Origin of the sequence: Myxococcus sp. AM011 (assembly GCF_013372595.1) — a bacterium.
Classification (GTDB): domain Bacteria; phylum Myxococcota; class Myxococcia; order Myxococcales; family Myxococcaceae; genus Myxococcus; species Myxococcus eversor.
In genome coordinates this window covers 28,513-53,912 of record NZ_JABXEM010000007.1, presented here as the reverse complement: position 1 = coordinate 53,912, position 25,400 = coordinate 28,513, and the positions used below count along the sequence as shown (strand labels likewise).

25 protein-coding genes are annotated in these 25,400 nt (G+C 68.8%); 12 read left to right on the top strand and 13 right to left on the bottom strand.

What is annotated here, in order from left to right; translation table 11 throughout:
• Positions 1–23 precede the first annotated feature (23 nt).
• The 3 genes from HUW62_RS02850 to HUW62_RS02840 are packed head-to-tail and all read left to right on the top strand — an operon-like array spanning position 24 to position 5,000.
• Positions 24–3,164 (top strand): efflux RND transporter permease subunit, encoded by a 3,141-nt coding sequence (locus HUW62_RS02850; protein ID WP_163865623.1) that lies wholly within the window; start codon positions 24–26, stop codon positions 3,162–3,164.
• A complete protein-coding gene (locus tag HUW62_RS02845; RefSeq protein ID WP_176433488.1) occupies positions 3,164–3,733 on the top strand; it encodes a MarR family winged helix-turn-helix transcriptional regulator in 570 nt (189 codons plus the stop codon). The genes HUW62_RS02850 and HUW62_RS02845 overlap by 1 nt, the downstream gene beginning before the upstream one ends.
• A gap of 1 nt (position 3,734) precedes the next feature.
• Positions 3,735–5,000, top strand: a complete 1,266-nt coding sequence (locus HUW62_RS02840) for a hypothetical protein (RefSeq protein ID WP_255203185.1) — start codon at positions 3,735–3,737, stop codon at positions 4,998–5,000.
• Positions 5,001–5,027: 27 nt separating this feature from the next.
• Here HUW62_RS02840 and HUW62_RS02835 read toward each other — a convergent pair whose 3' ends face one another.
• The 3 genes from HUW62_RS02835 to HUW62_RS02825 all read right to left on the bottom strand — a co-directional run bounded on the left by HUW62_RS02835 (position 5,028) and on the right by HUW62_RS02825 (position 7,130).
• On the bottom strand, positions 5,028–6,200 hold the full coding sequence (locus tag HUW62_RS02835; protein WP_163865625.1) for a CaiB/BaiF CoA-transferase family protein: 1,173 nt from the start codon (positions 6,198–6,200) through the stop codon (positions 5,028–5,030).
• A gap of 131 nt (positions 6,201–6,331) precedes the next feature.
• On the bottom strand, positions 6,332–6,658 hold the full coding sequence (locus tag HUW62_RS02830; protein ID WP_163865626.1) for an SCP2 sterol-binding domain-containing protein: 327 nt from the start codon (positions 6,656–6,658) through the stop codon (positions 6,332–6,334).
• A 103-nt stretch (positions 6,659–6,761) separates the two neighbouring features.
• Entirely contained in the window at positions 6,762–7,130 is a 369-nt protein-coding gene (locus tag HUW62_RS02825) for a response regulator (RefSeq protein ID WP_176433487.1), read from the bottom strand.
• A 196-nt stretch (positions 7,131–7,326) separates the two neighbouring features.
• Here HUW62_RS02825 and HUW62_RS02820 point away from each other — a divergent pair, with 196 nt between their 5' ends.
• Together HUW62_RS02820 and tatA are read left to right on the top strand one after the other, a co-directional pair.
• A complete protein-coding gene (locus HUW62_RS02820) occupies positions 7,327–8,355 on the top strand; it encodes a HAMP domain-containing sensor histidine kinase (RefSeq protein ID WP_176433486.1) in 1,029 nt (342 codons plus the stop codon).
• Positions 8,356–8,425: 70 nt separating this feature from the next.
• Entirely contained in the window at positions 8,426–8,671 is a 246-nt protein-coding gene (tatA, locus tag HUW62_RS02815; protein ID WP_176433485.1) for a twin-arginine translocase TatA/TatE family subunit, read from the top strand.
• Positions 8,672–8,799: 128 nt separating this feature from the next.
• Here tatA and HUW62_RS02810 read toward each other — a convergent pair whose 3' ends face one another.
• From HUW62_RS02810 to HUW62_RS02785, 6 genes are all read right to left on the bottom strand, one after another.
• Complete coding sequence (locus HUW62_RS02810; protein WP_163865628.1) at positions 8,800–10,668, bottom strand: long-chain fatty acid--CoA ligase; 1,869 nt, start codon at positions 10,666–10,668, stop codon at positions 8,800–8,802.
• A complete protein-coding gene (locus tag HUW62_RS02805) occupies positions 10,665–11,405 on the bottom strand; it encodes a tetratricopeptide repeat protein (RefSeq protein WP_176433484.1) in 741 nt (246 codons plus the stop codon). Before HUW62_RS02805 ends, HUW62_RS02810 begins: the two co-directional genes overlap by 4 nt.
• Positions 11,406–11,556: 151 nt before the next feature.
• Positions 11,557–12,294, bottom strand: coding sequence for an RNA polymerase sigma factor RpoD/SigA (locus tag HUW62_RS02800; RefSeq protein ID WP_163865630.1), 738 nt, complete (start codon positions 12,292–12,294; stop codon positions 11,557–11,559).
• Positions 12,295–12,513: 219 nt separating this feature from the next.
• A complete protein-coding gene (locus HUW62_RS02795) occupies positions 12,514–13,944 on the bottom strand; it encodes an FAD-binding oxidoreductase (RefSeq protein WP_176433483.1) in 1,431 nt (476 codons plus the stop codon).
• Entirely contained in the window at positions 13,941–14,498 is a 558-nt protein-coding gene (gene folE, locus HUW62_RS02790) for a GTP cyclohydrolase I (RefSeq protein ID WP_217911073.1), read from the bottom strand. The genes HUW62_RS02795 and folE overlap by 4 nt, the downstream gene beginning before the upstream one ends.
• A gap of 89 nt (positions 14,499–14,587) precedes the next feature.
• The gene (locus tag HUW62_RS02785) at positions 14,588–14,947 is read right to left on the bottom strand and encodes a Rieske 2Fe-2S domain-containing protein (protein ID WP_163865633.1); all 360 of its coding nucleotides are present in this window, start codon (positions 14,945–14,947) and stop codon (positions 14,588–14,590) included.
• 139 nt (positions 14,948–15,086) lie between these two features.
• Between HUW62_RS02785 and HUW62_RS02780 the strand changes: the two genes are divergently transcribed.
• From HUW62_RS02780 to HUW62_RS02750, 7 genes are all read left to right on the top strand, one after another.
• Positions 15,087–15,512 (top strand): hypothetical protein, encoded by a 426-nt coding sequence (locus tag HUW62_RS02780; protein ID WP_176433482.1) that lies wholly within the window; start codon positions 15,087–15,089, stop codon positions 15,510–15,512.
• Between the two features lie 80 nt (positions 15,513–15,592).
• Positions 15,593–16,957, top strand: coding sequence for a zinc-regulated TonB-dependent outer membrane receptor (locus tag HUW62_RS02775; RefSeq protein ID WP_176433481.1), 1,365 nt, complete (start codon positions 15,593–15,595; stop codon positions 16,955–16,957).
• Between the two features lie 25 nt (positions 16,958–16,982).
• The gene (locus tag HUW62_RS02770) at positions 16,983–17,909 is read left to right on the top strand and encodes a metal ABC transporter substrate-binding protein (protein ID WP_176433480.1); all 927 of its coding nucleotides are present in this window, start codon (positions 16,983–16,985) and stop codon (positions 17,907–17,909) included.
• A 3-nt stretch (positions 17,910–17,912) separates the two neighbouring features.
• Complete coding sequence (locus HUW62_RS02765; protein WP_176433479.1) at positions 17,913–18,770, top strand: hypothetical protein; 858 nt, start codon at positions 17,913–17,915, stop codon at positions 18,768–18,770.
• Positions 18,757–19,578, top strand: a complete 822-nt coding sequence (locus HUW62_RS02760) for a metal ABC transporter ATP-binding protein (RefSeq protein WP_163865638.1) — start codon at positions 18,757–18,759, stop codon at positions 19,576–19,578. Before HUW62_RS02765 ends, HUW62_RS02760 begins: the two co-directional genes overlap by 14 nt.
• Positions 19,559–20,431 carry a metal ABC transporter permease gene (locus HUW62_RS02755; RefSeq protein ID WP_176433478.1) on the top strand — a complete coding sequence of 291 codons (873 nt, stop codon included), beginning with the start codon at positions 19,559–19,561 and terminating at the stop codon, positions 20,429–20,431. The genes HUW62_RS02760 and HUW62_RS02755 overlap by 20 nt, the downstream gene beginning before the upstream one ends.
• Positions 20,432–20,526: 95 nt before the next feature.
• The gene (locus HUW62_RS02750) at positions 20,527–22,017 is read left to right on the top strand and encodes a hypothetical protein (protein ID WP_176433477.1); all 1,491 of its coding nucleotides are present in this window, start codon (positions 20,527–20,529) and stop codon (positions 22,015–22,017) included.
• A gap of 3 nt (positions 22,018–22,020) precedes the next feature.
• Here the strand turns inward: HUW62_RS02750 and HUW62_RS02745 are convergent, their stop codons facing one another.
• The 4 genes from HUW62_RS02745 to HUW62_RS02730 form a co-directional block, all read right to left on the bottom strand.
• Positions 22,021–22,569 carry an isochorismatase family protein gene (locus HUW62_RS02745; protein WP_163865641.1) on the bottom strand — a complete coding sequence of 183 codons (549 nt, stop codon included), beginning with the start codon at positions 22,567–22,569 and terminating at the stop codon, positions 22,021–22,023.
• Between the two features lie 77 nt (positions 22,570–22,646).
• The gene (locus HUW62_RS02740) at positions 22,647–23,057 is read right to left on the bottom strand and encodes a MerC domain-containing protein (RefSeq protein WP_163865642.1); all 411 of its coding nucleotides are present in this window, start codon (positions 23,055–23,057) and stop codon (positions 22,647–22,649) included.
• Entirely contained in the window at positions 23,054–24,778 is a 1,725-nt protein-coding gene (locus tag HUW62_RS02735; protein WP_176433476.1) for a hypothetical protein, read from the bottom strand. The genes HUW62_RS02740 and HUW62_RS02735 overlap by 4 nt, the downstream gene beginning before the upstream one ends.
• A complete protein-coding gene (locus HUW62_RS02730; protein WP_176433475.1) occupies positions 24,750–25,391 on the bottom strand; it encodes a hypothetical protein in 642 nt (213 codons plus the stop codon). The genes HUW62_RS02735 and HUW62_RS02730 overlap by 29 nt, the downstream gene beginning before the upstream one ends.
• Positions 25,392–25,400: the final 9 nt, after the last annotated feature.

Below are 25,400 nucleotides of genomic sequence, written 5' to 3'. Positions count from 1 at the left end.
CCCCTTACCTTTGGAGCTCCTGAATGAGCCCTCTCAAGACATTCATTTCACGACCCATCTTCACCGCCATGTTGATGATGGCGGTGGTCGTGTTCGGCATCAACGCGTACCCGCGCATCGGCGTCGATCAGTTCCCCGACGTCGACTTCCCTGTCGTCACCGTGACGACGGTGCTCCCCGGCGCTGACCCGGAGACCATCGAGAAGAACGTCAGTGATCCGCTGGAAGAGGCGCTCAACACGCTCAACGGCGTGGAGCAGCTGCGCTCCATCAACATGGAGAGCGTGTCGCAAATCGTCGTGCGCTTCACCCTGGCCAGCAAGGTGGACGTGGCCGCGCAGGACGTGCGTGATCGCGTGCAGGCCACGCTGAGCAAGCTGCCGGATGAAATCGACACGCCCGTCGTCGAGAAGTTCGACATCGGCGCGGCCCCCATCATCACCCTGTCGCTGTCCGGCGCGCTGCCGATTGAAGAGCTGACGCGCACGGCGGAGGACATCATCAAGCCCGCGCTGCAGCGCCAGAAGGGCGTGGGCAGCATCGACGTCATCGGCGGCCGTGAGCGGGAGATCCAGCTCGTCGTCGACCCGGACCGCCTGCGCGGCTTCGGGCTGGCCATCAGCGACGTGAGCCAGGCGGTGCGCGCGCAGAGCCTGGACGTCCCGGGTGGCCGCACCATGGACGGCGGTCGCGAGCGCGTGCTGCGCCTGACGTCCGAGGCGAAGAGCGTGGATGAAATCCGCAACATCATCATCGCCAGCCCCAACGGCGCGCCGGTGCGCGTGCGGGACATCGCCGACGTGGTGGACGGCCCCGAGGAAGCGCGTGGCGCCGCGAAGAACGGCGACCGCAGCGCGGTGGCGCTGGTGGTGCGCAAGCAGTCCGGCTCCAACACGGTGCAGGTGGCCTCGCTCGTCAAGGAATCCCTGAGCGAGATCAACAGCCGGCTGCCCGAGGGAATCACCGTGGACATGGTGTCGGACAACGCGCGCTTCATCCGCTCGTCCATCGCCTCGGTGCAGTTCGACATGGTGCTCGGCGGAATCCTCGCCGTGGTCATCGTGCTGCTGTTCCTGCGCAACCTGAACTCCACCATCGTCGCGGCCGTGGCCCTGCCGGTGTCCGTCGTCGGAACGTTCGCGGTGATGGCGGCGCTGGGCTTCACCTTCAACATGATCACGATGCTGGCGCTGACGCTCTCCATCGGTCTGCTCATCGACGACGCCATCGTGGTCATCGAGAACATCGTCCGTCACATGGAAGAGGGAAAGACGCCCATGCAGGCCGCGCTGGACGGCGCCGGGCAGATTGCCCTCGCCGTGCTCGCGGTGACGCTGGCCATCGTCGCGGTGTTCATCCCCGTGGCGTTCATGGACGGCATCATGGGCATGTTCTTCTACCAGTTCGGTGTCACGGTGGCGGTGGCGACGCTCATCTCCTACGCCGTGTCCATGACGCTCACGCCCATGCTGTCCTCGCGCATGCTGCGCCACCACGGTCAGCCCACGGGCGTGTCCGCGGCGGTGGAGAAGGTGCTGGTGGGCATGGAGAACGGCTACCGGAAGATCCTGGCGACCATCCTCCGTCGCCGCCTGGTGACGATGGTGGTGGCGGTGGTGGTGCTCTTCGCGACCTTCGGCCTGGCCCGCTTCCTCAAGTTCACGTTCATCCCGGAGTCCGACAACGGGAACATCAAGCTGGCGGTGGAGCTCCCCATCGGCTCGACGCTCGGCGAGACGCAGGCGGAGATCGACCAGCTCGACGCGCAGGTGCGCGGGCTGCCCGGCATCGCCTCCACCTTCGCCACCGTCGGCGGCGGCGTGCAGGAGGAAGTGCACAAGGGCGAGCTGCTCATCAACCTGGTGCCCATCAAGGAGCGCAGCTATCCCCAGGGAGAGCTCAAGACGTATCTGCGCGGCGCCATCAAGCCCCGTCCGGGCGTGTCCGTCACGGTGCAGGACGTCACCGGCATCGCCGGCGGTGGTTCGCGCTCGCAGCAGGTGCAGTTCAACCTTCGCGGCGACAACTGGCAGGAGCTCATCACCACCTCGGAGAAGATGAAGGTGGCAATGAGGACCAACAAGGGTCTGGTGGACATCGACTCCACGTACCGCTCCGGCAAGCCCCAGTACGACGTGGTGGTGGACCGCGAGCGCGCCGCCAGCCTCGGCGTCCCGGCCGCCTCACTGGGCTCCACGCTGCGCGCCTTCCTCGGCCGCGACAAGTTCGCGGACTACCGCGAGGGCGGCGAGACGTACGAGGTGAAGCTGCGGCTGCCGCCGGAGACCCTGGCCTCCGCCGATGCACTCGGCAAGCTCACGGTGCGTGCTCCCAGCGGGCAGCTCGTGGAGCTGCGCAACCTGGCCTCCGTCACTCCGGCGGATGGCCCGGTGCAGATCGACCGTGAGTCCCAGAAGCGGCAGATCACCCTGCTCGCCAACCTGGCCTCCGGCTACCAGTTGGGTGACGCCGTGGCCTTCATGAACACGACGGCGGAGAAGGAAGTGCCCAAGGGGATCATCTACGACTTCGAGGGCAACGCGAAGGAGATGGGCAAGGCGGTGGCCTCGTTCGGCGCCGCGCTGCTGCTCGGCATCATCCTCGTGTACATGATCCTGGCGGCGCAGTTCGAGAGCCTCGTCCACCCGTTCACCATCATGTTGTCGCTGCCCTTCGCCTTCATCGGCGCCATCGGCGCGCTGCTCGTCACCGGCCAGGCCATGTCGATGTTCGCCCTCATCGGCGTCATCATGCTCATGGGTCTGGTGGTGAAGAACGGCATCCTCCTGGTCGACTTCACGCTGCAGTTGCGTGAGGAAGGCAAGAGCGCCACGGAGGCCCTGCTGGGCGCGGCTCCGGTTCGTCTGCGTCCGATTCTCATGACGACCATCGCGATGATCGCCGGCATGATTCCGGTGGCCATCGCCCGGGGTGATGGCGCGGAGACGCGCGCGCCCATGGCCATCACCATCATCGGCGGCCTCATCACCTCCACCGTGCTGACGCTCGGCGTGGTGCCGGTGGTGTACTCGCTGCTGGATCAACTCACCGAGAAGTTCAAGCGGCGCAAGGGCCCGGGCACCGCCCCGGACCACGGCACGCCGCACGCGGTTCACGGCGAGAAGCCCGCGGTGGCGGCCGCCGCGCGAGTGGAGACGGCCTGATGCGAGTGCCGGCCAACAGACCGGCCCTCCGCGTGCAGCCGTCCGGCGCAGGCGAGGAGGAGCTCGAGCTCACCGATGAGGGCGACACCCTGCCCTCCGAGGCCGAGGGAGACGCTCCCACGCCCGCGTCACGGCGGCTGCACGAGCTCATCATCCAGCTCGGGCGGTACCGCTCCTTGCGAGACCCGCTCCATGGCATCTGCGAGAGCAACCAGCTCACCCCCACGCAGATCCACGCGCTGATGTGGCTGGGCAATGACGGCCCCACGCACGTGGGAGTCCTTGCCCAGCGTGTCGGCATCACCAAGAAGACCATCACCGGAGTGGTGGACCGGCTGGAGGCCATGAAGCTGGTGGAGCGCACGAGGGACGCCGAGGACCGGCGCGCCGTCGTCGCGCAGCTCACCCAGGAGGGCGCCAAGCTCTTCAACCTCATCAGTCGCAGCGTCGACCAGGGCCTGCGACGCATGCTGGACCTGCTTCCGCCCGATGACCAGGAGGCCCTCTTCGGCCTGCTGGAGCGGATGCTGAAGCGGCTCGGAGGCACCACCTCCGAACAGGCGGTCTAGGATGCAAGAGCGCGCGCCGGTGGCGAACTCCGCCCGGCGCGCGCTCCGTTGTTTCCAGAAGCCACTGCTCCTCGTCATCTCCGTGCTCGCGACGACGGCGGCGGGCGCCACACCGACAGGCCAGGAGCTGGCCGGACGGTGCCGCGCCTGGGCCTCGGACGCGCGCAATCCCTGGGCACTCGCGCATGGTGTCGTGCTGGAAGGCCGCGCCTTCCGCGCGAGCGACGGCCGGCTCGCCTCCGACGTGGTGGTGTCCGACTTCCTGCGCCGGGCGCCCGCGCTCGAAGACGCGCCTTCGAAGCGGGCCGACCTCTTCTTCGAACCATTCACCTCCGACAACAGCACCCCGGTGGAGCCCCACCCCGCCCTTCAGGTGAAGACGTTGCTGGCCGCGGGGCTGCCGCTGTCCCGGCGCTTCACGGCGTCATGGGGCGCGGTGACGCTGCGCGAGCTGGTGGAGGACGTGAAGCGCGACTTCCGGATGGACCAGGTGGCCTCGGCCGAGAGTGCCTGGATGCTCGATGTCCTCTCGCTGGCCTCTCGTCCCGGTGACACGTTCCGCGATGGCACGGGGCGACAGGTGGGCGTGAACGCGGTGATGGAGCGCGCGCTCGCCACGCTGGAGGCGGAGCAGGCCGAGCTCGCTTCGGGCATGAAGGCAGGGCGACCCGAGGTGCCCAAGCGGGGCCAGGGCATCTACGCGCACCCCTGCGGGGGCCTGCACTACTTCCAGGCCGTGGCGGGCTGGGCGCGCCACCCGACCGTGCGCGCGGCGTGGAAGCAACGGCTGGCGGCGCAGGTGGACGTGCTGCTGTACCGGCTGGACTCGGAGATGCGGCAGTACGAGACGGCCTGGGCCTCGGTACCCACGCAGCGCGAATTGGTACTGGCGCAGATGCTGAAGTTCCAGGGGCACTTCCTCGAGACACTCGGACGCTTCCGCGACGACACCGGCTGGCGCCCCACCGCCGTCCAGCAAGAGACCGTGGAACGGGCGCGCGGATATCTGGAGAACACGCTGCGGAGGATGGACGAGACGGGACTGCTCGCGGCCCCCGCATCCGTCGCCACACGGAATCGACAGCTCGCGTTGGACCTGGTGGGTGACACCTGCCACGCGGCACACGGTGAAGCGCTCTGGAGTCGCCCATCCTCCGGACGGACTCCATCACGAGCAGCTCCGACACCCTCTCCGCAGGCCAGCCCGACTCGCCAAGCAGGTGGCGACGAGTTCCGGGCGCCTTGCCTGCTTCCGCGCTGCCCCTGACTCGTTCAGGAACATCGGGCGACTGACTCAGACGCCGAGTCGCGCCATCTCCTCCTCCGTGAAGCCCGCTTCCACGAGCACCTCACGCGAGTGCTGGCCCAGCTCGGGAGGCTCGCGCAGCGGCGTCGGCCCCATGCGCAGCGGAGTGAGCAGGTGCGTCACCTTACGGCCCAGTCGCGCATCCTCCGCCTCGACGAAGAGGCCCCGCGCGCGAAGCTGCGCGTCCGCCAACACCTCGTCCCCCTCCGCCACCGGCTCCACGCACAAGTCGGAGCCCGCGAACTTCTCCGCCCAGTACGCCAGCGGCTGCTCCGCGAACAGGCGCGTCAGCTCCGCCTTCACCCGCGCGCCCGCCTCGCCCGGCATATAGGCGTCCTCGAGCAGCTCCGGCCGTCCCAGCCGCTCGCACACCCCCGCGAAGAACTTGGGTTCCAGCGCGCCCACCGCCAGCCACCGGTCATCGGCCGTGCGGTACAGGCCGTAGCACGCGTAGCCGCCATTGAGCGCCTCGCGTCCGCGCTCCAGCGGGGCCCCCTGCTCGCCCATGAAGAGCCGCGCGGCCAGGTGCATGTGCAGGAAGGCCGTGGCCCCGTCCGTCATGGACACGTCGACGAGGCGGCCCTTCCCCGTGCGCTCGCGCTCATGCAGCGCGGCGAGGATTCCCACCAGCGCGAAGAGACTCCCTCCGCCGATGTCTCCCATCTGCACGCCGGGAAAGGCCGGAGCCCCACCCGCCTCACCTCCGTAGCCCAGGAGACCCGCGCGGGCCACGTAGTTCAGGTCATGCCCCGCCTTGAGCCGATCCGGCCCCGTCTGCCCATAGCCGGAGATGGCGCAGTAGATGAGCCGGGGGTTCTCCGCCCGCAGCACCGACTCGCCCACGCCCAGCTTGTCCATGACACCGGGCCGGAAGCTCTCCACCAGCACGTCGTGCGTGCGCGCCAGTCGCTTGAGCGCGTCGCGCCCCTCGGGCGTCTTGAGGTTCAGCGTGAGTGAGCGCTTGTTCCGGTTGAGGCCGTAGAACAGCGCGCCCACGTCGTCGCGCGAGGGCGGCATCGCCCGGACGTAGTCTCCGCCCTCCGGCTCCTCCACCTTCACCACCGTCGCGCCCAGGTCCGCGAGCACCAGCGTGGCGTAGGGGCCGGGCAACAGGCGCGACAAATCCAGCACGCGAAGACCCGTGAGTGGCAGCGACGACATGGCGGTTCTCCAGGAGTCGAACGAGACGAGGGGGGCCTGAAACGACGTGCGGCGCGCCCCCGAGGTGGGAACGCGCCGCGCGAGTCGGAGCGAGGGTCAGCGCCAGGGCCCACCCCCGCGCTCCGAGGGAACTACGACAGCAGCTTCGCCAGCTTCATCGCGAGGCCCATGTCCATGGGCTTGAACTTCAGCTTGCCCTGCATGGCCGCCATCTGGGCGTTGAGCTTCTTCTCGCGGATCTTCACGAAGTCTTCGTTGCTCACCAGGATGGTCATCTTGGACGCGCCCTCGATGCCCGAGGTGACCCAGCCGTCGGCCTTGGTCAGGTCCAGCGTCCACTTCCCGCCACCCTCGCCGGAGATGTCGAAGTGGATGATGGCGTTGATGTCCTTCGCCAGCTCCGGCTTCGCGGTGAGAACTTCCGGAATCTGGGTCTCGATGATGTCCTTCGCGGTCATGACGCGCTCCTTGGCCTGGTCGTTGATTGAAGAATCAAGACGGGTGGAGGGGACCGTAATGGCGCCCCCCTGACAGGTCAAGCAGCGCGATACGAGGTGTTCATCACGCGCTGGTGCTGCTCACCGTGGACGGGTTCAGCGAGCGGCGCACCATCTCCAGCAAGTCATTCAGTTCGAAGGGCTTGGCCAGGTGGCCCACGGCGCCAATGTCCTGGGCCTTGCTGCCCACGTTGCGGTCCGCGCTGAGGACGATGAGGGGGATGCCCGCGATGGCCGGCGGCTTCTGGCGCATGCGCTGGGCGAACTCCCAGCCGTCCATCACCGGCATCATCAAGTCCAGCAGGATGAGGTGGGGTGGATCAGGCTCGAGGCGCTCCAGCGCCTCCTTCCCGTTGCGGGCACGACGGATGACGAACCCCTCGGCCTCCAGGATTTCGGAGAGGGCTTCGAGGATGTCAGGGTCGTCGTCCACGACGAGGACGACGGGGGCACCATCAGGCTGTGTGTTAGGCGGAGTCAGGGCAGTCTCCCTCGGTGCGACGCTGGGGATTCTTCCACCATCCTCCCATGCAGCGGCGCAAGAAAGTGCGCTCCCCGCATACGAGCGGGGTGCACGTTGCAAAACCGACAGTGACGCCCCACCCTTTCCGTGACCTGCTGGACAGGAGGTGGAAAACGTGAGGAGCCCTGGGGAGATGGGAGCTGGCAGCACGGCGGAAGCGCCTGGCCTCGTCCTCGTCCCCACGCAAGGGCCTCCACGCCTGCTGGGCGGCCTGGTCCTCGAGCATCTGGGCATCCAGGAGTTGCCTCAGGGCGCCACGTCCGTGGAGGCCCTGCTGGGCGCCGCGGGCTTCCACCGCCGCGCCGGCGACATGCGCGTCTGGGAGCAGGGAGACCTCGTCGTCCTCGCGGGAGAAGAGCTCCTGGGCGACGGAGGGCGGCTCCTGTGGACCTTCCCGGTGAGCTGGAACGAGTCCGACGCGCGCCGCAGGGTGCGCTACCTGGGCATGGCATCCCACGACTTGCGCGGCTCACTGGCCAACATCCGCTCCTATGCCGCGCTGCTGCTCAACGGCCGCAACCCGCTGGAGCCCAAGGTGCAACGCGGGCTGGAGACGATTCTTCGCAACGCGGACCGCTCGCTGTCCTTCTCGCAGGACTTCTTCGACTCCAGCCGCGCCGACCTGGGCTCGCTCGCCTGTGAGCCGGAGCGCCAGTCGCTCATCCCCCTGCTGGACGCGGCCGTGGAGCGCCAGCGCGCGGCGGCCACCGCGGCCAACGTGGCGCTCGTCCTGGACCTGGACCCGCGCGTGGCCCCGCCCGATGTGGCCGTGGACGGAGCGCGAATCCAACATGCCGTGGAGGCCTTCATCCTGTACCAGCTCTCCCGCTCCCAGCCCGGCGAGGTCATCTACCTGCGCATCTACCCAGGGGCGCCCAGGGTGCGGGTGGAGGTGCGCCGGGAGGGCGTCCCCCTCTCCGACGAGGACGCCTCCGTCGTCTTCCGCCGCGAGGAGCGGGCCTTCCGCGAGAAGAAGCTGGAGGATCCCCTGCGCGTCTACCTGGCCCGCCAGGAGGTGGAGGCGCACGGGGGAAGCGTGGGCGTGGAGACGGATCCGTCCGGTAGCGCCCTCTTCATCACCCTCACCGCGGTGCCGGGCGCCATGCTTGGCACTCCAGCGGCCCTCCAGGCATGAGGCCTCCGCTCTTGCTGGCGGTCCACGTCTCCCCCCGCTATGCTCGCCCCGTTTTCGCGAAGGAGCCGTGATGCTGGGGCTGAAGCCGATGGAACTTCTTCTCATCCTGTTTGTGCTGCTGCTCCTCTTCGGGGCCACGCGGCTGCCGCAGCTCGGCTCGTCCCTGGGCAGCGCGATTCGCAACTTCAAGCGCGGCTTCGGCGGTGAGGAGGAGACCGGTACCCCCGGCGCCGACAAGAAGGGCACCGGGACGCTCGCCGGCGGCGGCAACGTGGACAAGGACGTGAAGTCCTCCACGCCCAGCACCCACGCGTAGTCCCGCTCCGGGGAGTTCCCGCCGGAAAGCACGACGCCCGCTCCACCCCATCTTCATGGGGCCGAGCGGGCGTTGACATTGCGGGGCACACCCCCGGTCGACCGCACCGGGGGCGAGGAGCCGAACGCTCAGTCGATGACGGCCACGTTGTCGTACATGGCGTCGATCTGCGCCTTGTACTTCGTGCTGCAGACCTTGCGCTTGACCTTCAGGGTGGGCGTCAGCTCACCGGACTCCTGGGTGAAGTCCGCGGGCATCACCGTGAAGCGCTTGATGGTGGCGTACGGCGGCGAATCCGCGTTCATCTTGTCCAGCACCGCCTTCACCGCCGCGTGGACCTCGGGCCGCTTCGCGTTGTCCGCGTAGCTGCCCACCGGGGCGCCCTTCTCCTCCAGCAGCTTCTTGGCCGCGTCTTCCGCCACGGTGATGAGGGCCACCAGGTACGGGCGCTTGTCGCCGTACACCATGGCCTGGCTCAGGATGGGGAACGTCTTGAGCGTGTTCTCGATGTTCTGAGGCGCCACGTTCTTCCCGCCCGCCGTGACGATGATGTCCTTCTTGCGGTCGGTGATGCGCAGGTAGCCGTCGGCATCCAGCTCGCCGATGTCACCCGTGTGGAACCAGCCGTCCGGCTCGATGACCTCGGCGGTGGCCGTGTCGTTCTTGTAGTAGCCCTTCATGATGCAGGGGCCACGGGCGAGCACCTCTCCATCCGCGGCGATCTTCACCTCGGTGCCCGGCATCGCTGGCCCCACGGAGCCAATCTTGATCTTGTTCGGGCGGTTGGCGTTGGTGGGAGCGGCCGTCTCCGTCAGGCCGTAGCCCTCCACCACCTTGAAGCCGAGCAGGTCGAAGAAGTAGCCGATCTTCCGGGACAGCGGCGCGCCACCGGAGACGAACAGGCGCATGTTGCCGCCCAGCTTCTCGTCCAGGGTGCCGCGCACCTTGGTGAACACCAGCTTCTTCGCCAGGGTGAAGGCGAACGTGTCGTACGGCCGGCCCTGCTGCATCGCATCCACGTACTCGTCGAAGAGCTTGAAGGCCCAGCGGGTCAGCCGGCCCTTGAGGCCCGGAGCCGACGTGCCGTTGGACACCACGGTGTTGTAGACCTTCTCGAAGACGCGCGGCACCGACGGCAGCACCGTGGGACGCGTCTCCACGATGTTCGCCATCAGCTTGTCCACCGACTCCGCGACGATGAGCCGGAAGCCCATGCTCAGCCACGCCGCCTTCACCACCTGGGCGAAGACGTGCGCCAGCGGCAGGAACAGCATGACGGCGTCCGTCGGCTCCATCATGCCGATGGCCTGCACCGCGTGCGCCTGGTACGTCCAGTTGCCGTGGGTGAGGATGGCGCCCTTCGGATCACCCGTGGTGCCGGAGGTGTAGATGAGGCAGTTGGTGTCCTCCGACTTCACGGAGGCCACGCGCTCCTCGAAGGCGCCCGGGTTGGCCTGGTGCGCCTCGCGGCCCTGGGCCATGACGTCCGCCAGGGAGACTTCCTGGCCGCCCGCCACCGCGCCCTCGAACACGATGACCTTGGTGACGGTGGGACACTCGGCCAGCTTCTGCCGAACGCGCGTCAGCCGGCCCGCCTGCTTGGCATCCTTCTCGTCATTGTCCACGAAGACGAACGACGTCTCCGAGTGCTTGATGACATAGCGGAACTCGTCCGGAAGGTTGGACGAGTAGATGGGCACGGTGATCGCCTGCGCCGCGGTGATGGCCAGGTCCGCGATGATCCACTGGAGGCTGGTGTTGGCGAACAGCGCCACCCGGTCTCCAGGCTTCACGCCCTGGGCCACCAGGCCCGCGGACAGCGCCTTCACGTCGTCCAGCACCTGGCCGAACGTCACGTCCTGCCAGCGGCCGTCCTTCTTGTGCGTCACACCCGCCTTGGAGGCGTTCTGCGCGCGCTGGATCAGCAACTGGACCAGGTTTCCCTCTTGCGCTCCGGCGGCCGACGCCGAAGGTGCTACCTGATTCTCTGCTCTCACTTGAGCTCCTCCTCGATGTCGGCTTCGACCTTCTTCGCCCACTCCTGGATGCGCTGACCCTCTGGAGGGTCATACGCGACGCTTCCCTGCTTCACCTTCTGGATGGCGTCACGCGCCTCCTTGGCCTTGTCGTCCTTGAGGAGCGTCTCGGCGAGGAAGTAATGCGCGCGCAGCATCTCCGGGTTCTTCTTGATGGCCTTCTCGTAATACTCGGCGGACTTCTTCAAATCTCGCTTCGGCCAGGGCAGCTCGTAGAAGTAGCGGCCCTTCACGAGCAACGGAGCGCTCCAGTTGAAGGCCGGATCAATCTTGATGGCCGCGTCCGCGCGCTCATTGAACTTGCCCTCCAGCCCCTCGCCCAGCGCCTTCACCACCCCCACTGCTTGAGAGTAGGCGCCGATGCCCGTCGCCGCGTAGTAGTGGCCCTCCACCCGGGCGGGGGCCAGCTTGAGGGCCCTCTCGGCGACGTCCCACGTCTGGCGTCCGAGCACCTTCTTGAGCTTCTCGCTGCCAGCCCCGTCCGCCTGCCACTGGAGGAGGCGTGCCTGGCGCCACAGCACCTCGAAGTCGTCCGGCGTCGCCGCCAGCGTCTTCTTGAACTCCGCCTCCAGCTCCTTCACCACCGCGGCGTCCGCACGCCTGGCGTGCAGGTCATCCAGGCGGGTCAACACCTCGGCGTCCGCCGCCCGTGCCGAAGAGGCAACGAGCATGCACAAGGCAAGTAAAATCAGGCGCATGGGCGGTGGGCTTACCACGCACGCTCGGCCGCACGCAAACCACGCAGGCAGCCTTTCGGGCAAAAAACAAGAGCGGGGCCGGCAAGGGTGGAAGACCCCGCCAGTCCCGCTCAGTCCGCACATCTCCCCAGGTGGGGAGGAGGAGGTCGGCTCACGCCGCGTCGGCGGCGGCCTGCTCCTCGTTCTCGTTGAAGGCGGACAGGTAGCGCTCCAGGAACGTCTTCGTCTTGAGCTCCACCTGGCGCACACGCTCGCGCGACACGCCCCACCGCTGTCCCAGCTCCTCCAGGGTCAGCGGCTTGTCCTGCGTCAGGCGCTCCGTGAGGATGTCCCAGCCCAGGTCGCCAATCCGCTTGCGCACCTTGGTGAGCGCGTCCTGGATCTCCGTGTCCTGCTCATTGGAGAGGAACACGTCCTGGGGCGACGGCCCGTTGTCCTCCAGGCGATCCAGGAAGGTGGTCTCCCCTTCCTCGTCGATGGAGGCGTCGAGCGAGAAGTCCACCATGCTGCCCCGCTCGGCCTCGCCACCGCGGACCTGGCTGCGGTTATCCTTCAGGTAGCGGGTGATGTAGGCGCGAATCCACCACACCGCATACGTCGCGAAGCGCACGTTCTTCTTCGGGTCGAAGTGCTCAATCGCCTTCATCAAGCCCACGTTGCCTTCCTGGATGAGGTCATCCAGGCGCGCGCCGCGATTGGCGAACTTCTTCGCCACGGCGACAACGAAGGCCAGATTGGAGGTCGCGAGCGTCTGTCGCGCGGACTCATCGCCCTTGCGAGCACGACCCGCGAGCTCGTATTCCTGCTCGCGCGTCAGTTGGTGATGTCCCCCCAGGTGACGCAGGTATTGCGACAGGCCCTCCGCCGCAAACTTCGTCGAGTTGGCCATGATTTCCCGTCCTCCGTTCGATGCCGGACGCGCTGTCCCCGCCGACTCGCGTCCACCTGTCTCTAGGACGCCCAACGAGCGAAAGGGTTTCTCATTCCATCGCCGAAAGTCATTTCGACTGTCGAACGCCGGCCCGTGGCGGACGAGAGGCTCGCGCTTCCGCTGACTTGCATGGTTGAGGAGCGCGAACTCCCCCGGCGATGGTCACGCTACGGCTACTCACGTAGAACGCTTGAGCGCGGGGAAGATTTTCTGGGGATTGAGCAGCCCTGATGGGTCGAAGAAGGCCTTGAGCCGCCGCTGCAGTTCGAGCAGCGCGGGGCCTTGTTCCAGCGCGAGAAATTCCCGCTTCGCGAGGCCCACACCATGCTCGCCTGTGATCGTGCCGCCCAGTTCCACCGTCATCACCAACATGCGGCGCAGGGCTTCATCCACCAGGGCGCGCTGGTGCGGCCCTTCATAGAGGATGTTGGCGTGGAGGTTTCCGTCGCCCGCGTGGCCGTAGGTGGCCACGGTGAGTCCCAGCTCTTCGCCCATCGATTTCAGGCGCGAGATGATTTCGGGAATTTTCGAACGGGGGACGACGATGTCCTCCGAAATTTTGTGGGGCTTGAGCGCGCGCAGGGCTGGAGAGATGACCCGCCGCACGGCCCACAGCTTCTCCCGCTGGCCCTCGTCCCGGGCGACGAGGGTCTGCGTGGCGCCTTGCTGTGCGCAGATGTCGCCGAGCCGTGACAGCTCCTCCAGCAGCCCCTCTTCATTGTACCCGTCGACCTCGGCGATGACGGCCGAGCCCGCCCCTTCCGGGAACTGGAAGCCCCGGCCGTCCACCGCGCGCAGGGCCACGTCGTCGATGAGCTCCAGGCAGCGCGGAAGGATGCCCGCGGCCAGTACGGAGGAGACGCCCCGCGCCGCGTCCAGCACGGACGGAAAGACGACCAGGGCGGTCAGCACTTTTCGTGGCAGCGGAATGAGCTGCAGCGTGATTTCGGTGGCGACCCCGAGCGTCCCTTCGGAGCCCACGAAGAGGCCCACGAGGTCATAGCCGGCCACGCCTTTGATTGTCCGGCGGCCGACCCGCAGCACCTCTCCATCCGGAAGCACCCACTCCAGGCCGATGACATAGTCGCGCGTGACGCCGTACTTGAGCGCGCGAGGACCGCCCGCGTTCTCCGCGACGTTGCCGCCCAGCGTGCAGAACTCCCAGGAGTTCGGATCCGGTGGATAGAAGAGGCCCTGTGCCTCCACGGCCTTCATCAGGTCGCCCGTCACCACGCCCGGTCCCACCACCGCCGTGAGGTCCTCCGCGGAGATGGAGTGGATGCGATTCATCCGCTCCAGGCTGACCGCCACGCCACCGTTCAGGGGCAGCGAGCCCCCGCTCTTCCCGCTGCGCGCGCCACACGGCGTGAAGGGCACCCCGTGCGCCACGCAGGCCTTGAAGATGGCGGACACCTGGGCGGTGCTCTCCGGAAACACCACCACGTCCGGTGGGAAGACGCCGCTGTCGGACTCGTCCCGCCCATAGGCCGCGAGCGTGTCCGCGTCGCGCCGCAGTTGCCCCTCCACGAGGATGCTCGCGAGGGCTTCACACACCCGCTCCACCCGCTCCGGCTCCACGCGGTCCGTCCGCGCGGAAGGGCCACTCATCGCCGCGTCCCCAGGCGTGCCCACAGTTCGCGGCGGAGCGAGCCATCCCGCCGCAGCTCGCCCTCATAGGCCTCCGCGTGGGTGATGGCGTCGTGCTGTCTGGCGCCTCGCATGCGCAAGCACGACTGCTCCGCTTCGATGATGCACGCGGTGGCGGGACTGCCGAGCACGCGGGCCAGGGAGCTGGCCACCTGACGCGCCAGGTCCTCCTGGAGGATGAGCCGGTGCGCGAAGCAGTCCACCAGCGAGGACAGCCTGCCGAAGCCCGCCATCCGCTTGCCCGGCACATACGCGACATGCGCGAGCCCCGTCACCGGCAGCAGGTGGTGCGGGCACATGGAGACGAAGCGCAGGTGAGTGACGACCACCAGCTCTCGCGATGAGCCCTTCGGCGTGGGGAACGTCTTGCCCAGCACCTCCTCGGGCGTCTTCGCGTAGCCATCCAGGAACTCACGGCTCCAGGCGTCGGCCACGCGCTGCGGGGTGTCCACCAGGTTCGCGTCGTCCAACGGCAGCCCGGCGGCGTGCAGGAAGGCCTCCACCGCGCGAGCCATGGCGGCGGGGTCCGGCACGCTTGTGGCGGGCGGCGGGACGGGGGCGTTGCGGGTGCGAGCTTTGGACGAAGTCACGGGGGCAAGGACTCCTACAGGGGCGGGCGTTCAGCGGGAGGGACGCTATCCGATGCCGCGACGAGGATCTCCTCACCTCGCACCCGAACCTCGTAGATGCGAACGCTCGCGTCGGGACGCCAGGGGCAGCGCCCCGTCCGCACATCGAAGGGCCAGGCGTGCAAGGGACAATGGAGCAGGTGCCCGTCCAGCTCCCCCTCGTGCAGCGAGCCGCCTCGGTGAGGACAGGTGTCGCTCAAGGCATGGAGCCGCCCGTCCACCCGGACGAGCGCCACCCGGGTGTCTCCCACCTGGACCACGGCGCGACCGCGTGCGTCCAACGCGGCGAGCCGAGCCACCGGAATGAATCGTCCGTCCGGCTGTCCTTCATCCATACAGGTGTCTCCAACCGCCCGGGCACCGAGGACCATCCCGGTGAATGCGGTGACAGAGGTGTCCGTCCCACCGCCGTGCTAGCCTGCCTTGACTCTCCCAGGTGCCGTCAGTAGAGCACCTGAACCGTCCTCTCTTCCGATGATCCAGCGCGCACATACCTTCGTCCGTGGCATCGCGACGCTGCTCGTCGCGCTGTGGGCGTTGCAGCCGCTGGGGGCCCTGCTCCACGTCCGGGAGGCGCACGCCCACCGCTTCTGCCCCGAGCATCAGACGTTCGAGGAGACGGCCCGGGGCACCGGCTCCATCCAGGCACGGCTTGCGCCCGAGAAGCTGGCGCAGCTGTCCGCCCTCCCCTCGTCGAACCTCGACGCGACACGGCTGACCCATGAGGCGTGCCCGCTGCTGACGTCGAGCACGCGGGACGAGCTGTTCTTCACCTCGCCGTCGTCGTGGACGCTGCCCCGGCTCGCGGTCAGCCGTCCCTCCACCGCGCCTCCGCGCGTCGCCCCTCCGCTCTCCGTCCTCGACACCGCGCCCAAGTCCTCGCCACCCGCGCACGCCTGAGTCGCGTCCAGCAGGTGTGGTCAGGTCTCGCAGTGAGGTGCACGCGTACGCGTGCGTCCCGGTTTCGAGGAGCATTCCCGGTGTCATCCGTCTTCGTTCGTCTGCACGGCGCCTTCATCGCCGTGTCCATCGCAGCCCTGTTCTCCGCGGCGTCCGCCTCGGCGCAGGAATCCTCTCCTCCCCTTCCTCCCGATGCGGGAGTCCCCGAGTCGGAAGTCGGCGCCGACGCGGGTCCACCCGAAGAAGTCCCCGCGGGCCTCACGCCCGAGGAGATGGCCGAAATCGAGAAGGCCTTCGGTGGCGACACCCAGCAGGGGGTTCCCGCCGGCACGTCCTCCGCGCCGGACTCCACGCCCGGAGGCGGCCTGCCGCTGTCGATTCCAGGAGGGACCAGCGGCACCAACTTCCTGGACATGAGCTTCATCCTGGATATCGCCGCCGCGGCCTTCACGTCCAAGGAGCCGCTCCAGGGCGGTGCGCACGACCCCACGCGCAACGGCTTCAACCTCCAGCAGTTGGAGCTGTCCATCGGCTCGGTGGTGGACCCGTACTTCCGCTTCGACGCGAACATCGTCTACAGCCAGTTCGGCGTCGAAATCGAGGAGGCCTACGGCACCACGCTGGCCCTCCCTGGCAGCCTCCAGGCGCGCGCGGGCCAGTTCCTCACGCGCTTCGGTCGGCTGAATGCCACGCACCCGCACGCGTGGGACTTCGTGGATCAACCCTTCGCCATGAGCCGCGTCTTCGGCGCGGAGGGCAACCGTGGCCTGGGCGTGGAGTTGTCCTGGCTGACGCCGCTGCCCTGGTACGTGGAGCTGACCGGAAGCCTCACCGATGCCACGGGAGAAGCCACCGCGCGCAGCTTCCTGGGCGCGTCGAATGACCGCGTCCTCTCACCGCTGGACCTCCAGGCCACGGGCATCCTCAAGCAGTTCTTCCCCCTGTCGGATGACCTGTCCTTGATGTGGGGACTGTCCGCCGCCACCGGCCCCAATCCCACCGGCTATCGCAACCGCACGGATGTCTTCGGCACCGACGTGTACCTGCGCTACCGGCCCATCACCGAGGCCAGCAACACGCTCGTCACCCTCCAGGTGGAGGCCCTGTACCGGCGACGGCAGGTGCCCGACGACGTGCTGACAGACATCAACACCTATGCCCAGCTCGCGTGGCGCTTCTCCCAGCGCTGGGCCGCCGCCGCGCGCTACGAACTGGGCACGCCGGCGAAGGGCGAAGGCGGCGAGGTGGCGTTGGATCCGCTGGACCCGGAGTGGACCAAGAACCGGGACCGGATCTCCGCCAACCTCACCTTCTGGCCCACCGAGTTCTCCCGCCTGCGCGTGCAGGCCGCGAGAGACCGGGCCCGTTGGCGCGATGAGGCGGACTACTCCGTCTTCCTCGCGCTCGAACTGGTGACGGGCGCCCACGGCGCCCATGCGTTCTGAACCTCTTTCACGGGAGCCCTGCCCCATGCGCCACTTTCGTTTCGTCGCGGCCCTGTGCGCCGCCCTCTGCCTCTTCGCCGCCGCACCCGCGCGCGCGGCCGTCAATGTCGTCACCACCCTTCCGGACCTCGCCGCCATCACCAAGGCGGTGGGCGGAGACCTGGTCCAGGTGCAGTCCATGGCGCTGGGAAGCCAGGACCCGCACCGCGTGGACGCGAAGCCCAGCCTCGCGCTCGCGCTGAGGAACGCGGACCTGCTCATCAGCGTGGGCCTGGATTTGGAGATCGGCTGGCTGCCGAACCTCCAGACGGGCTCGCGCAACCCGCGCATCCAGGTGGGAAACCCCGGCTTCCTCAATGCCTCGCAGTTCGTCCGCCTGCTGGAGGTCCCCGCCACCAAGGTGGACCGCAGCGAGGGCGACGTGCACCCCGGCGGCAACCCCCACTACCTCTATGACCCGCGACAGGGCGCGGCGGTGGCTCGCGGCATCGCCGAGCGACTGGCGCAGCTCGACGCGAAGAACGCGGCGACCTACCGCGCCAACGCGGCGAAGCTGACCGCCGAGCTGGATGCCGCGCGCGTCGGCTGGGAGAAGCGGCTGGCCGGCCTGCGCGGCGCGCCCATCATCGCGTTCCACCGGACGACGGCGTATCTCGCGGACTGGCTGGGCTTCGAGCCCATCGCGTTCCTCGAGCCCAAGCCGGGAATCCCACCCAATCCGTCCCACGTGGCCGGAGTCCTCGTGCTCGCCCGGCAGCGCAAGGCCCGCATGGTGCTCATCGAGAGCTACTACAACGACCGGGAGGCGAAGATGCTCGCGGGCATGATTCCGGCGCCGCTCGTCATCCTCCATGGCGGCACGGACTTCCGCTCGGGTGAGACGTACGTCCAGCACATCAACGAGCTGGTCGGCAGCCTGGAGAAGGGGCTCGCCGGCGGAAAGGGCGGCTGAGTCATGCGGACCCGACTGCTGCTCCCCTTCTTGCTGCTGTCCGGCTGCGCGCTGGACTCGGGTGAGGGCTTCGCGGTGCTGGAGCCCACCGTCACCGCCAGCTACGTGCCCGTGGCCTCGCGCGACGCGGGCAATGGCTTCCAGCGCCTCGCGTCGGACTATCAGGTGAGCCTGGGCTCGGCCGCGCTGGGCATCTCCCACGTGGAGCTGGTGGGTGGCGCGGGAGGCGGAGGGCCGACGACGTTCGACCCCGCCAATCCGCCACCGGGTTACAGCCTGTGCCACAACGGCCACTGTCACAGCGACGGTGGCGCGCTCGTGGACTACGAGGACATCGAAGCCGAGCTGGGCGGAGGTGGCTCCTCCTCCACGCTCGTCGCCGCGCTGCACGTGGACGGCGAGTTCAACTTGCTGACCCCGGAGACCACGCCGGTGGAGTGCGAGCCGGACTGCGAGCTGTCTCGCACCGCCATCTCCCGAGGCGTCTGGGAAGTGACGTCGGTGACGCTGACGGGCGTCGTGCGGGACTCGCGCGCCACGCCACGACTCGCGGAGACACCGTTCCGCATGACGGTGGTGTCCGAGGGTGGCGCGGAGGGCGAGGAGGCCACGCCGCTCTTCACGTTGGCGGGCGAGGTGGACGTGCCATCGGACCGCGAGCACAAGCCCCGCGTGAAGCTGGCGCTGACGCTCGAGGTTCCCCCCACCGTATTCGACGGCCTGGACTGGGCCGCGTTGACGCCCGGCGCGGATGGCGTGCTGGACCTGGGAACCGTCTCCAACGAGGCGGCGCGCAAGGCCCTGTTCGAGGAGCTCACGGCATTGAAGCCCCAAGCGGAGGTGCGACGTGAAGACCGATGAACCCGTGAGCCCGGACGCCGCGAGCCACGCCGTACCGCCGACCTTCACCTTCGGCGAGCCGCTGCTCACCTGCACGGAGCTGGTCATCGGCTACAACGACAAGGCCATGTTGCCGCCCATCAACATGGTCATCCGCCGTGGCCAGTTCGTCGCCGTCGTGGGCCGCAACGGCTCCGGCAAGAGCACGTGGTTCAAGACGCTGCTCGGGATGATCGACCCCGTGTCGGGCACCATCGCCCGAGGCCATCCGGAGATGCGCAGCGCCTATGTGCCGCAGACGTCCGGCATCGACTCGCTGCTGCCGCTGCGGGCGCGGGAGCTGACCGCCTGGGGCCGGCTGCGCAACTGGAGCTTCCTGTGGCCGTTCGCTCGCAAGGCGGACCGCGACGCGGTGGAGGTGGCCCTGGAGACCGCCGGGGCCAAGGCCATCGCGAACAGGCCCTACCGCGAGCTGTCCGAGGGCCAGAAGCAGCGCACGCTCCTGGCCCGGCTCATCGCCACCGAGGCGGACATGGTGCTGCTCGACGAGCCCACCGCCGCCATGGACGCGGTGGCGGAGCGCGAGACGATGCAGCGGCTGTGCTTGCTCGCGCGCCAACGAGGACTGGGCGTGGTGGTGGTGTGCCACGACCTGGAGGTCGCCGCCGAGCACGCGGACGTGTTGCTCTTCGTGGACCGGGAGACGTCCGCCTTCGTCGTGGGCGACGCGCGCACCGTGTTCTGTCACCCCGCCTTCCGTCGCCAGTACGGCGACGAGTACTGCCACCGCGCCCCCGAGGGACCCCACCGTGGATCCGATGCTCGCTGAACCATCCCAGTGGCAGCAGTTCATCGAGGGGTTCGAGCTATTTCGAGACCCGTTGCTGTGCGCCCTCCTGGCCGGCGGCGTGCTCGGCTTCCTGAGCGTCTACGTGGTGCTGCGGCGCATGGTGTTCGTCAGCGCCGCGGTGGCCCAGTCCGCGGGCCTGGGCGTGGCGCTGGCCTTCTACATGGGCATCCACCTGGGCTTCGAGGTGGAGCCCGTCATCGGCGCCACCGCGCTCGCGCTCCTGGCGACGATGCTGCTGATGATGGACCCCACCCGGCTGCGGCTGACTCGGGAGAGCCTGCTGGGCCTCGCCTATGCCCTGTCAGGTGGCGCGGCCGTGCTGGTGGGCGACCGCATCGCCCAGGAGTCCCACGACATCCAGGGCATCCTCTTCGGCACCGCCGTGCTGGTGACACCCGAGCAACTTCGCACCGTGGCCATCGCCAGCATCCTGGTCATGGTCATCCACCTGTGGTGGTACCGGGGCATCACCTTCGCGAGCTTCGACCGCATCGGCGCGCTGGTGCAGGGCCTGCCCGTCCGACTGTTGGATGGCGTGCTGATGGTGTCCATCGGCGTCATGGTGGGCGTGTGCGCCCGGGCGCTCGGCGCGCTGCCGGTGTTCGCCTTCTCCACGCTGTCCGCCATCGCCGCGCTGATGTTGGACTTGCGACTGCCGTGGACCTTCTTCGTGGCCACGCTCGCGGGCATCGTCTCCGGCGTGGGCGGCTACATGTTCGCCTACTTCTTCGACTTCCCGGTGGGTGGCTCGCAGACCGTGGTCGCCGCGATGCTGGTGGGCCTGGCCATGGGTGCGCGCGCACTCATCCAACTCGCGCGGCGCGCACGGTGAACGAGGTTCCCACCCGGCTCGATATGGGTCCGGTGACATCGCGTTACCGGAAGCAGCCTCGATAGCGACGAGGCGCTTCCGGAGGGGATCGCGACATGAGCTTCCGTGCCTTGGCGATGTGCTGGCTGTTCTGGGCCACCTGCGTGGGCTGCGCGCATGGGCCCCGCACCGTGGAGTCCGAGACGCCGAAGTTCGAGCACGTCTTCCAGAAGCCCCTGGAAGAAGCACTGGCCGTCACCCGGCAGCTGTTCACCTCTCGAGGATACGCCATCGAGGAGACGACGGATCCGACCCAGTTCCTCACGAAGTGGAAGACCCACGACAGGGGCGACACGGGGAACGACCGCTACGTGCGCTTCGTGGTGACGGGCATCTCCGTGGGCCCACGGCAATCCGTCGTCCGCATCTTCCGGATGACCTTCAACGCGATGGGCAACGACGTCAACCAGGTCGATAACTGGTGGAGAATCGAATACATCTATTATGTCCTCCACGACGTGAGCCCCTTCAACGACCAGGGGCCACCGCTCCGAATGGCGCGCGGCGAACGCATCGAGTTGCGCACGCTGACGAACGGCACGCGCGACCTGGACCTCGAGCGGGAGTTGACGCTGCGACTGGAGTCGACCCCCTCGTTGGAGGTGGTGAGCGGCAACGTGCGAGAGGAGCCGCGCCCCAAGGCCGTGCGCGACTCGGACTTCTACCTCACGCGGTGGAAAGACGAGGCGTCCGAAGCAGGCCCCTGCGGCGAAGCCATGCGCGGGCTCCCGGAAGTACTGGACCTTGGACTGACGCTGCTGGTGGGCGAACAACTCGGCTCGCGTGAAGCTCCCGCGGTGGTGGGCGAGTTGGTGTGCCAGGTCGCCGAGGCGGGGCTACCCGTGGCACTGGGGTTGTCCATTCCCCGCACCGAGCAGGAACGGGTGGACCGCTACCTCGCGAGCGCGGGCGCTCCTTCCGACCAGGATGCGCTCCTGGAAGGGCGCTTCTGGCAACGGCCCTACCAGGATGGCCGCAGCAGCCGCGCCATCATGGACCTCATCGACCGTGTCCGCGCCATGCGCATGGCCGGGCTGAGCGTGACGCTCCTGGCGTATGACACCGACCTGGCTGGCGGAAGCAAACGCGATGGTCTGCAGGCCGCTTTCTGGAACCAGCGCCGCGAGGCACAACGGGCCGAAGTCCAGGTCATCCTCGCCGGCAACACGCATACGCGCACCATCGCCGGCACTCCCTGGGACCAGGACTTCACGCCCATGGCGCATCTCTTGAAGTCCCGACACCTCGTCGTGCTGGAGATGAGCTACGCCCAGGGAACGCGCTGGGGCTGCGACCTGGATCGCGAGGGGAAGCTCCAGTGCGGGCTCATCGGCTCGACGCCCTCGGGCAAGGTGGCGGCACTCCCCGGATTGTCGCCGTCCATCACGTCCTTCGACACGCCGACGCCCGAGGGCACCCACGGCATGCTCTACGTCGGAGCGCTGTCGCCTTCCCTCCCCGCCATCTCCAAGCAGCAGGAGGCGCCTCTGCCCGTTCGCCCGCCGCTGCCGCCACGCCGGGATGGAGAAAAACCTCCCATGTTCTAGGCGTCAGCGGACCGCGGCGGAGACCTTCTTGAACTCGGGCGTGCCTGCGCGCCCGAGCAAATCGAACAGCGCGGCCTCCACCGTGGCCACCGTCGCCCCCGCATCGCGGCACAGGTCCAACCCCACCCGCCGGTCCTCCGTCGAACGCGACATCACCGCGTCCGCCAGCAAAACCGGCGTGTAGCCCCGCTCCGCCAGGTCGCGCACCGTCTGGAAGACACAGATGTGCGTCTCCATGCCGGCCAGCAACACCTGCTTGCGAGTCCCCAGCAGCGCGAGCACGTCCGGCACGGCGGCGCTGAACTCCAGCTTCTCCACCGCCTTGAAGCTCCCCAGCTTCAGCCGCAGCAGCGAGTGCGTGGGCCCCAGGCCCTGGGGATACTGCTCGGTGATGATGACGGGGAGGCCGAGCGCCCGGGCGCCTTCGACGGCGGCGCTGGTGCGCGCGAGCATCCTGTCCAACGCGTCGCGGTCCATGGCCGCGCACAGGCGCTCCTGGATGTCCACGACGAGCAACGCGGCCTGGTCCTGCGTGAGACGGAAGGTGGGCATGCCCCCTCTCCTCGCGCGAACGACTCCGGCCCGTCAAGCGGTGGGCGCATCGGACGCCCCAGGCCCGACGCTTCCGCTCAGTGGACTTCGGGCGGGCAACACTCGCGGCACAGGGCCCGGTTGCGCCCGTGTGCCACCGCCATCAACAGCCCGCCCCCCAGATTGAGCCCCAGCTCCCAGCCCTCGCCCTCCGGCACCAGGAACGCCCCCGATGCCAGCATCGTCAGTCCGCTGACGGCGAGCACCGGCACCACCCGGCGACGGTGCAGTCTCCATCCCGGAATGAAGGCCGCGAGCGCTCCCATCAGGGCCAGCGCCAGCAACCCCTGATGCGTCTGTTCCCCGCTCAGCCACCGCGCCGCCGCGGCGGGCAGGAGCCCAAGCACGGCGGGAAGCACCACGCAGTGGACGACACACAGCGCGGAGAGCAACTGCCCCACCCCATCCCAACGCGAGGGCGCGGCGAGACTTCGTTCCAAAGAACTCAACAGGACACCTTCTCCAGGGGACGGAAGCCAGGAGTCACCGGGAGCGGCGCCTCGGACGTGTGGACCAGGCGCAGAACGCGGCCCCGTCCGTCGATGTACGTCCTCGCGCGCCGCAGCTCCGGCAGGTGCGAGTCCGCGTCACGCCATCGGTCGAGGAACGCGTTGAAGTCCTGCACCGCCAGCACGCGCTCTCCCAGCGCCGCGCGCGCTTCGGCCAGCAGCAGCCGGAAGTGGCCACAACCAGGGCGCTCCTCGACGAGGGCCCGGGCCAGCTCCAACGCCTTCTCCTCGCGCTCACCCCGCATGCGGGCACGAGCCAGCGTCTCCCGCGCGGGCCGGGAGAACGACGCCGGGCCCGACGCGCGAAGCCGGCGCTCCATGCGCCACGCCCGAATCAACGTGGCCTCCGCGCGACCGCCATCTCCACGACGCGACTCCAGCGCGCCGCGCAACTCGCTCTCCGCGACCTCCAGCACCCGGGAGACATCGCGCGGGCACAGGGCGCGGTTCTCGGAGCGACGCACCTCGGACAACACGGGCTGCAGCAGCTCGAGCGATGCGCACGCGCGCTCCGCGTCCGGCAGTCGCCCCGCGTCCAGCGCGTTGATGCCCCGCGTGTACAACCGGACCCCGTCGCGCAGCGCCTGCTCGGCGACGGTCAGCTCGCCGGCGAGCTCCAGCGACACGTCCGCCGCCGCACGGCAGAACCCGAAGCGCAGGTGCGTGGACACCAGCGTGGTCGCCGCGAAGAGCACGGCCTGGGCCTCGCCGCCCGCGGACTCCACGCGCTGACGCAGCCGCCGCGCCCACGTCTGCGCGTCGCTGTACTGCCCCGCCTCCGCGCAGCCCTGGCTCAAGAGCCGCATGGCCAGCTCCGCGCAGGGCGCGAAGACGGTGGGCAGCGACGCGGCCGCGAGGTACGCGTCGTCCGCTTCCACCGCGGCCTCCAGCACACGGTAGGCCGCATCCGTCTCGCCCAGCCGGCCCAGCAGACGCCCCGACACCAGCAGCGCGAAGCTGGCTCCAGGCGCGAGCTTCGGGAGCCGCAGCGCGCTCTCCCTCGCCGCCTCGGGCCGGAGGCTCGGGAGCATGGTGCACACCCACGCGAAGTGGACACCCGCGTGGTCCGGATGCGTGCGCAACAACTCCCTCAGCAGCGCCTGCGCGTAGGGCTGTCCCTGTCCGGGGCGACCGTCCGGCTCGTACCCGTCCGCGAGGAAACCGGCCAGCAACAGCCTTGCCTCCGCGTCCTCGGGGTAGCGGTCGACCAGCCCCTCCATCTCCCTCACGAAGGCATGGCGCCCGTTGGAAGGCCCCTTCTCCGCGAGCAGGCTGGCCGCGACGATGTAGCGCTGCTCCACGTCGGGCAGGCCCTCGCTCAGCGCGAGCGCGCGCGTCATCGCCTCCGCCCGAGCCTTGGCGAAGCGCGCTCCAGGCCCTCGCGTCAGCGCCAGGCCCCACCACGCCATGGCCAGCTCCGGGTCCAACCGGGCAGCCTCCGCGAAGGAGCGACGCGCCTCCGGCCCCCAGCCCAGATGCAGCAGGCTCAAGCCCTGGTCGAACCAGGCCTGGGCCTGCGGCACCCGCGTGCTCACCTTCAGGTGAGATGTACCCAGCCCCTCACGGAGCAAGGGACGAGGAAGCGCCTCGTCCTCGACGTCCTCCCATGCGGCCTGGACGTAGACGGATGGCTCATCGTTGCGCAGCAGTCGCGACAGCATGATGTCCTCCCAGTGCCTCGGAACCCGAGGCGCCACAGCCGTTGAAACCCAAATCCAGAGAGCGGATGCGCGTGCCGAGCCGCCACCACGCGGCGGCCAGCGTCTCCGGTGGAACAGGAGGCGCCTTGCGCCGAGCCGCCACGCAGGCGCGCCTCCACTCGAGCCCTACTTCCCGGACCACCCAGTCCTCGTGCCCGGCGAACCACTCGGCGAGCCCCGTCAGGCTCCGACGGACCTCGCGCCGCTCCTCCACACTGGCGGGAGCCCGCCACGTGCCCAGCTCACAGGCCCGATACGCGGGGCCCTCCGGAGCACGCTCCAACCAGCGAGGGGTGAAGCCGTCTCGTGGGACGAAGACGGCCTGACCGCACTCGCACAACGCGCCGAAGCCCCACAGCGACAGCCGACCTCCGTCCGGCAACGCGACGCAGTACGCGCTTTGACCTTCCACCCCCTCGGGCCGCGCGTGGCGGACCAGGCCGCGACGCATGAGGAGGTTGCCCTCCGGGCAGCGCACGTCCTGCCCGAGGCACCACATGGAGACGTCGAACAAACGGTCCGCGTCCCGGAGGACGTCTCGAGGAAGAATCGGTGGGGCTTCGGCGAATGACACGTGGGCCTC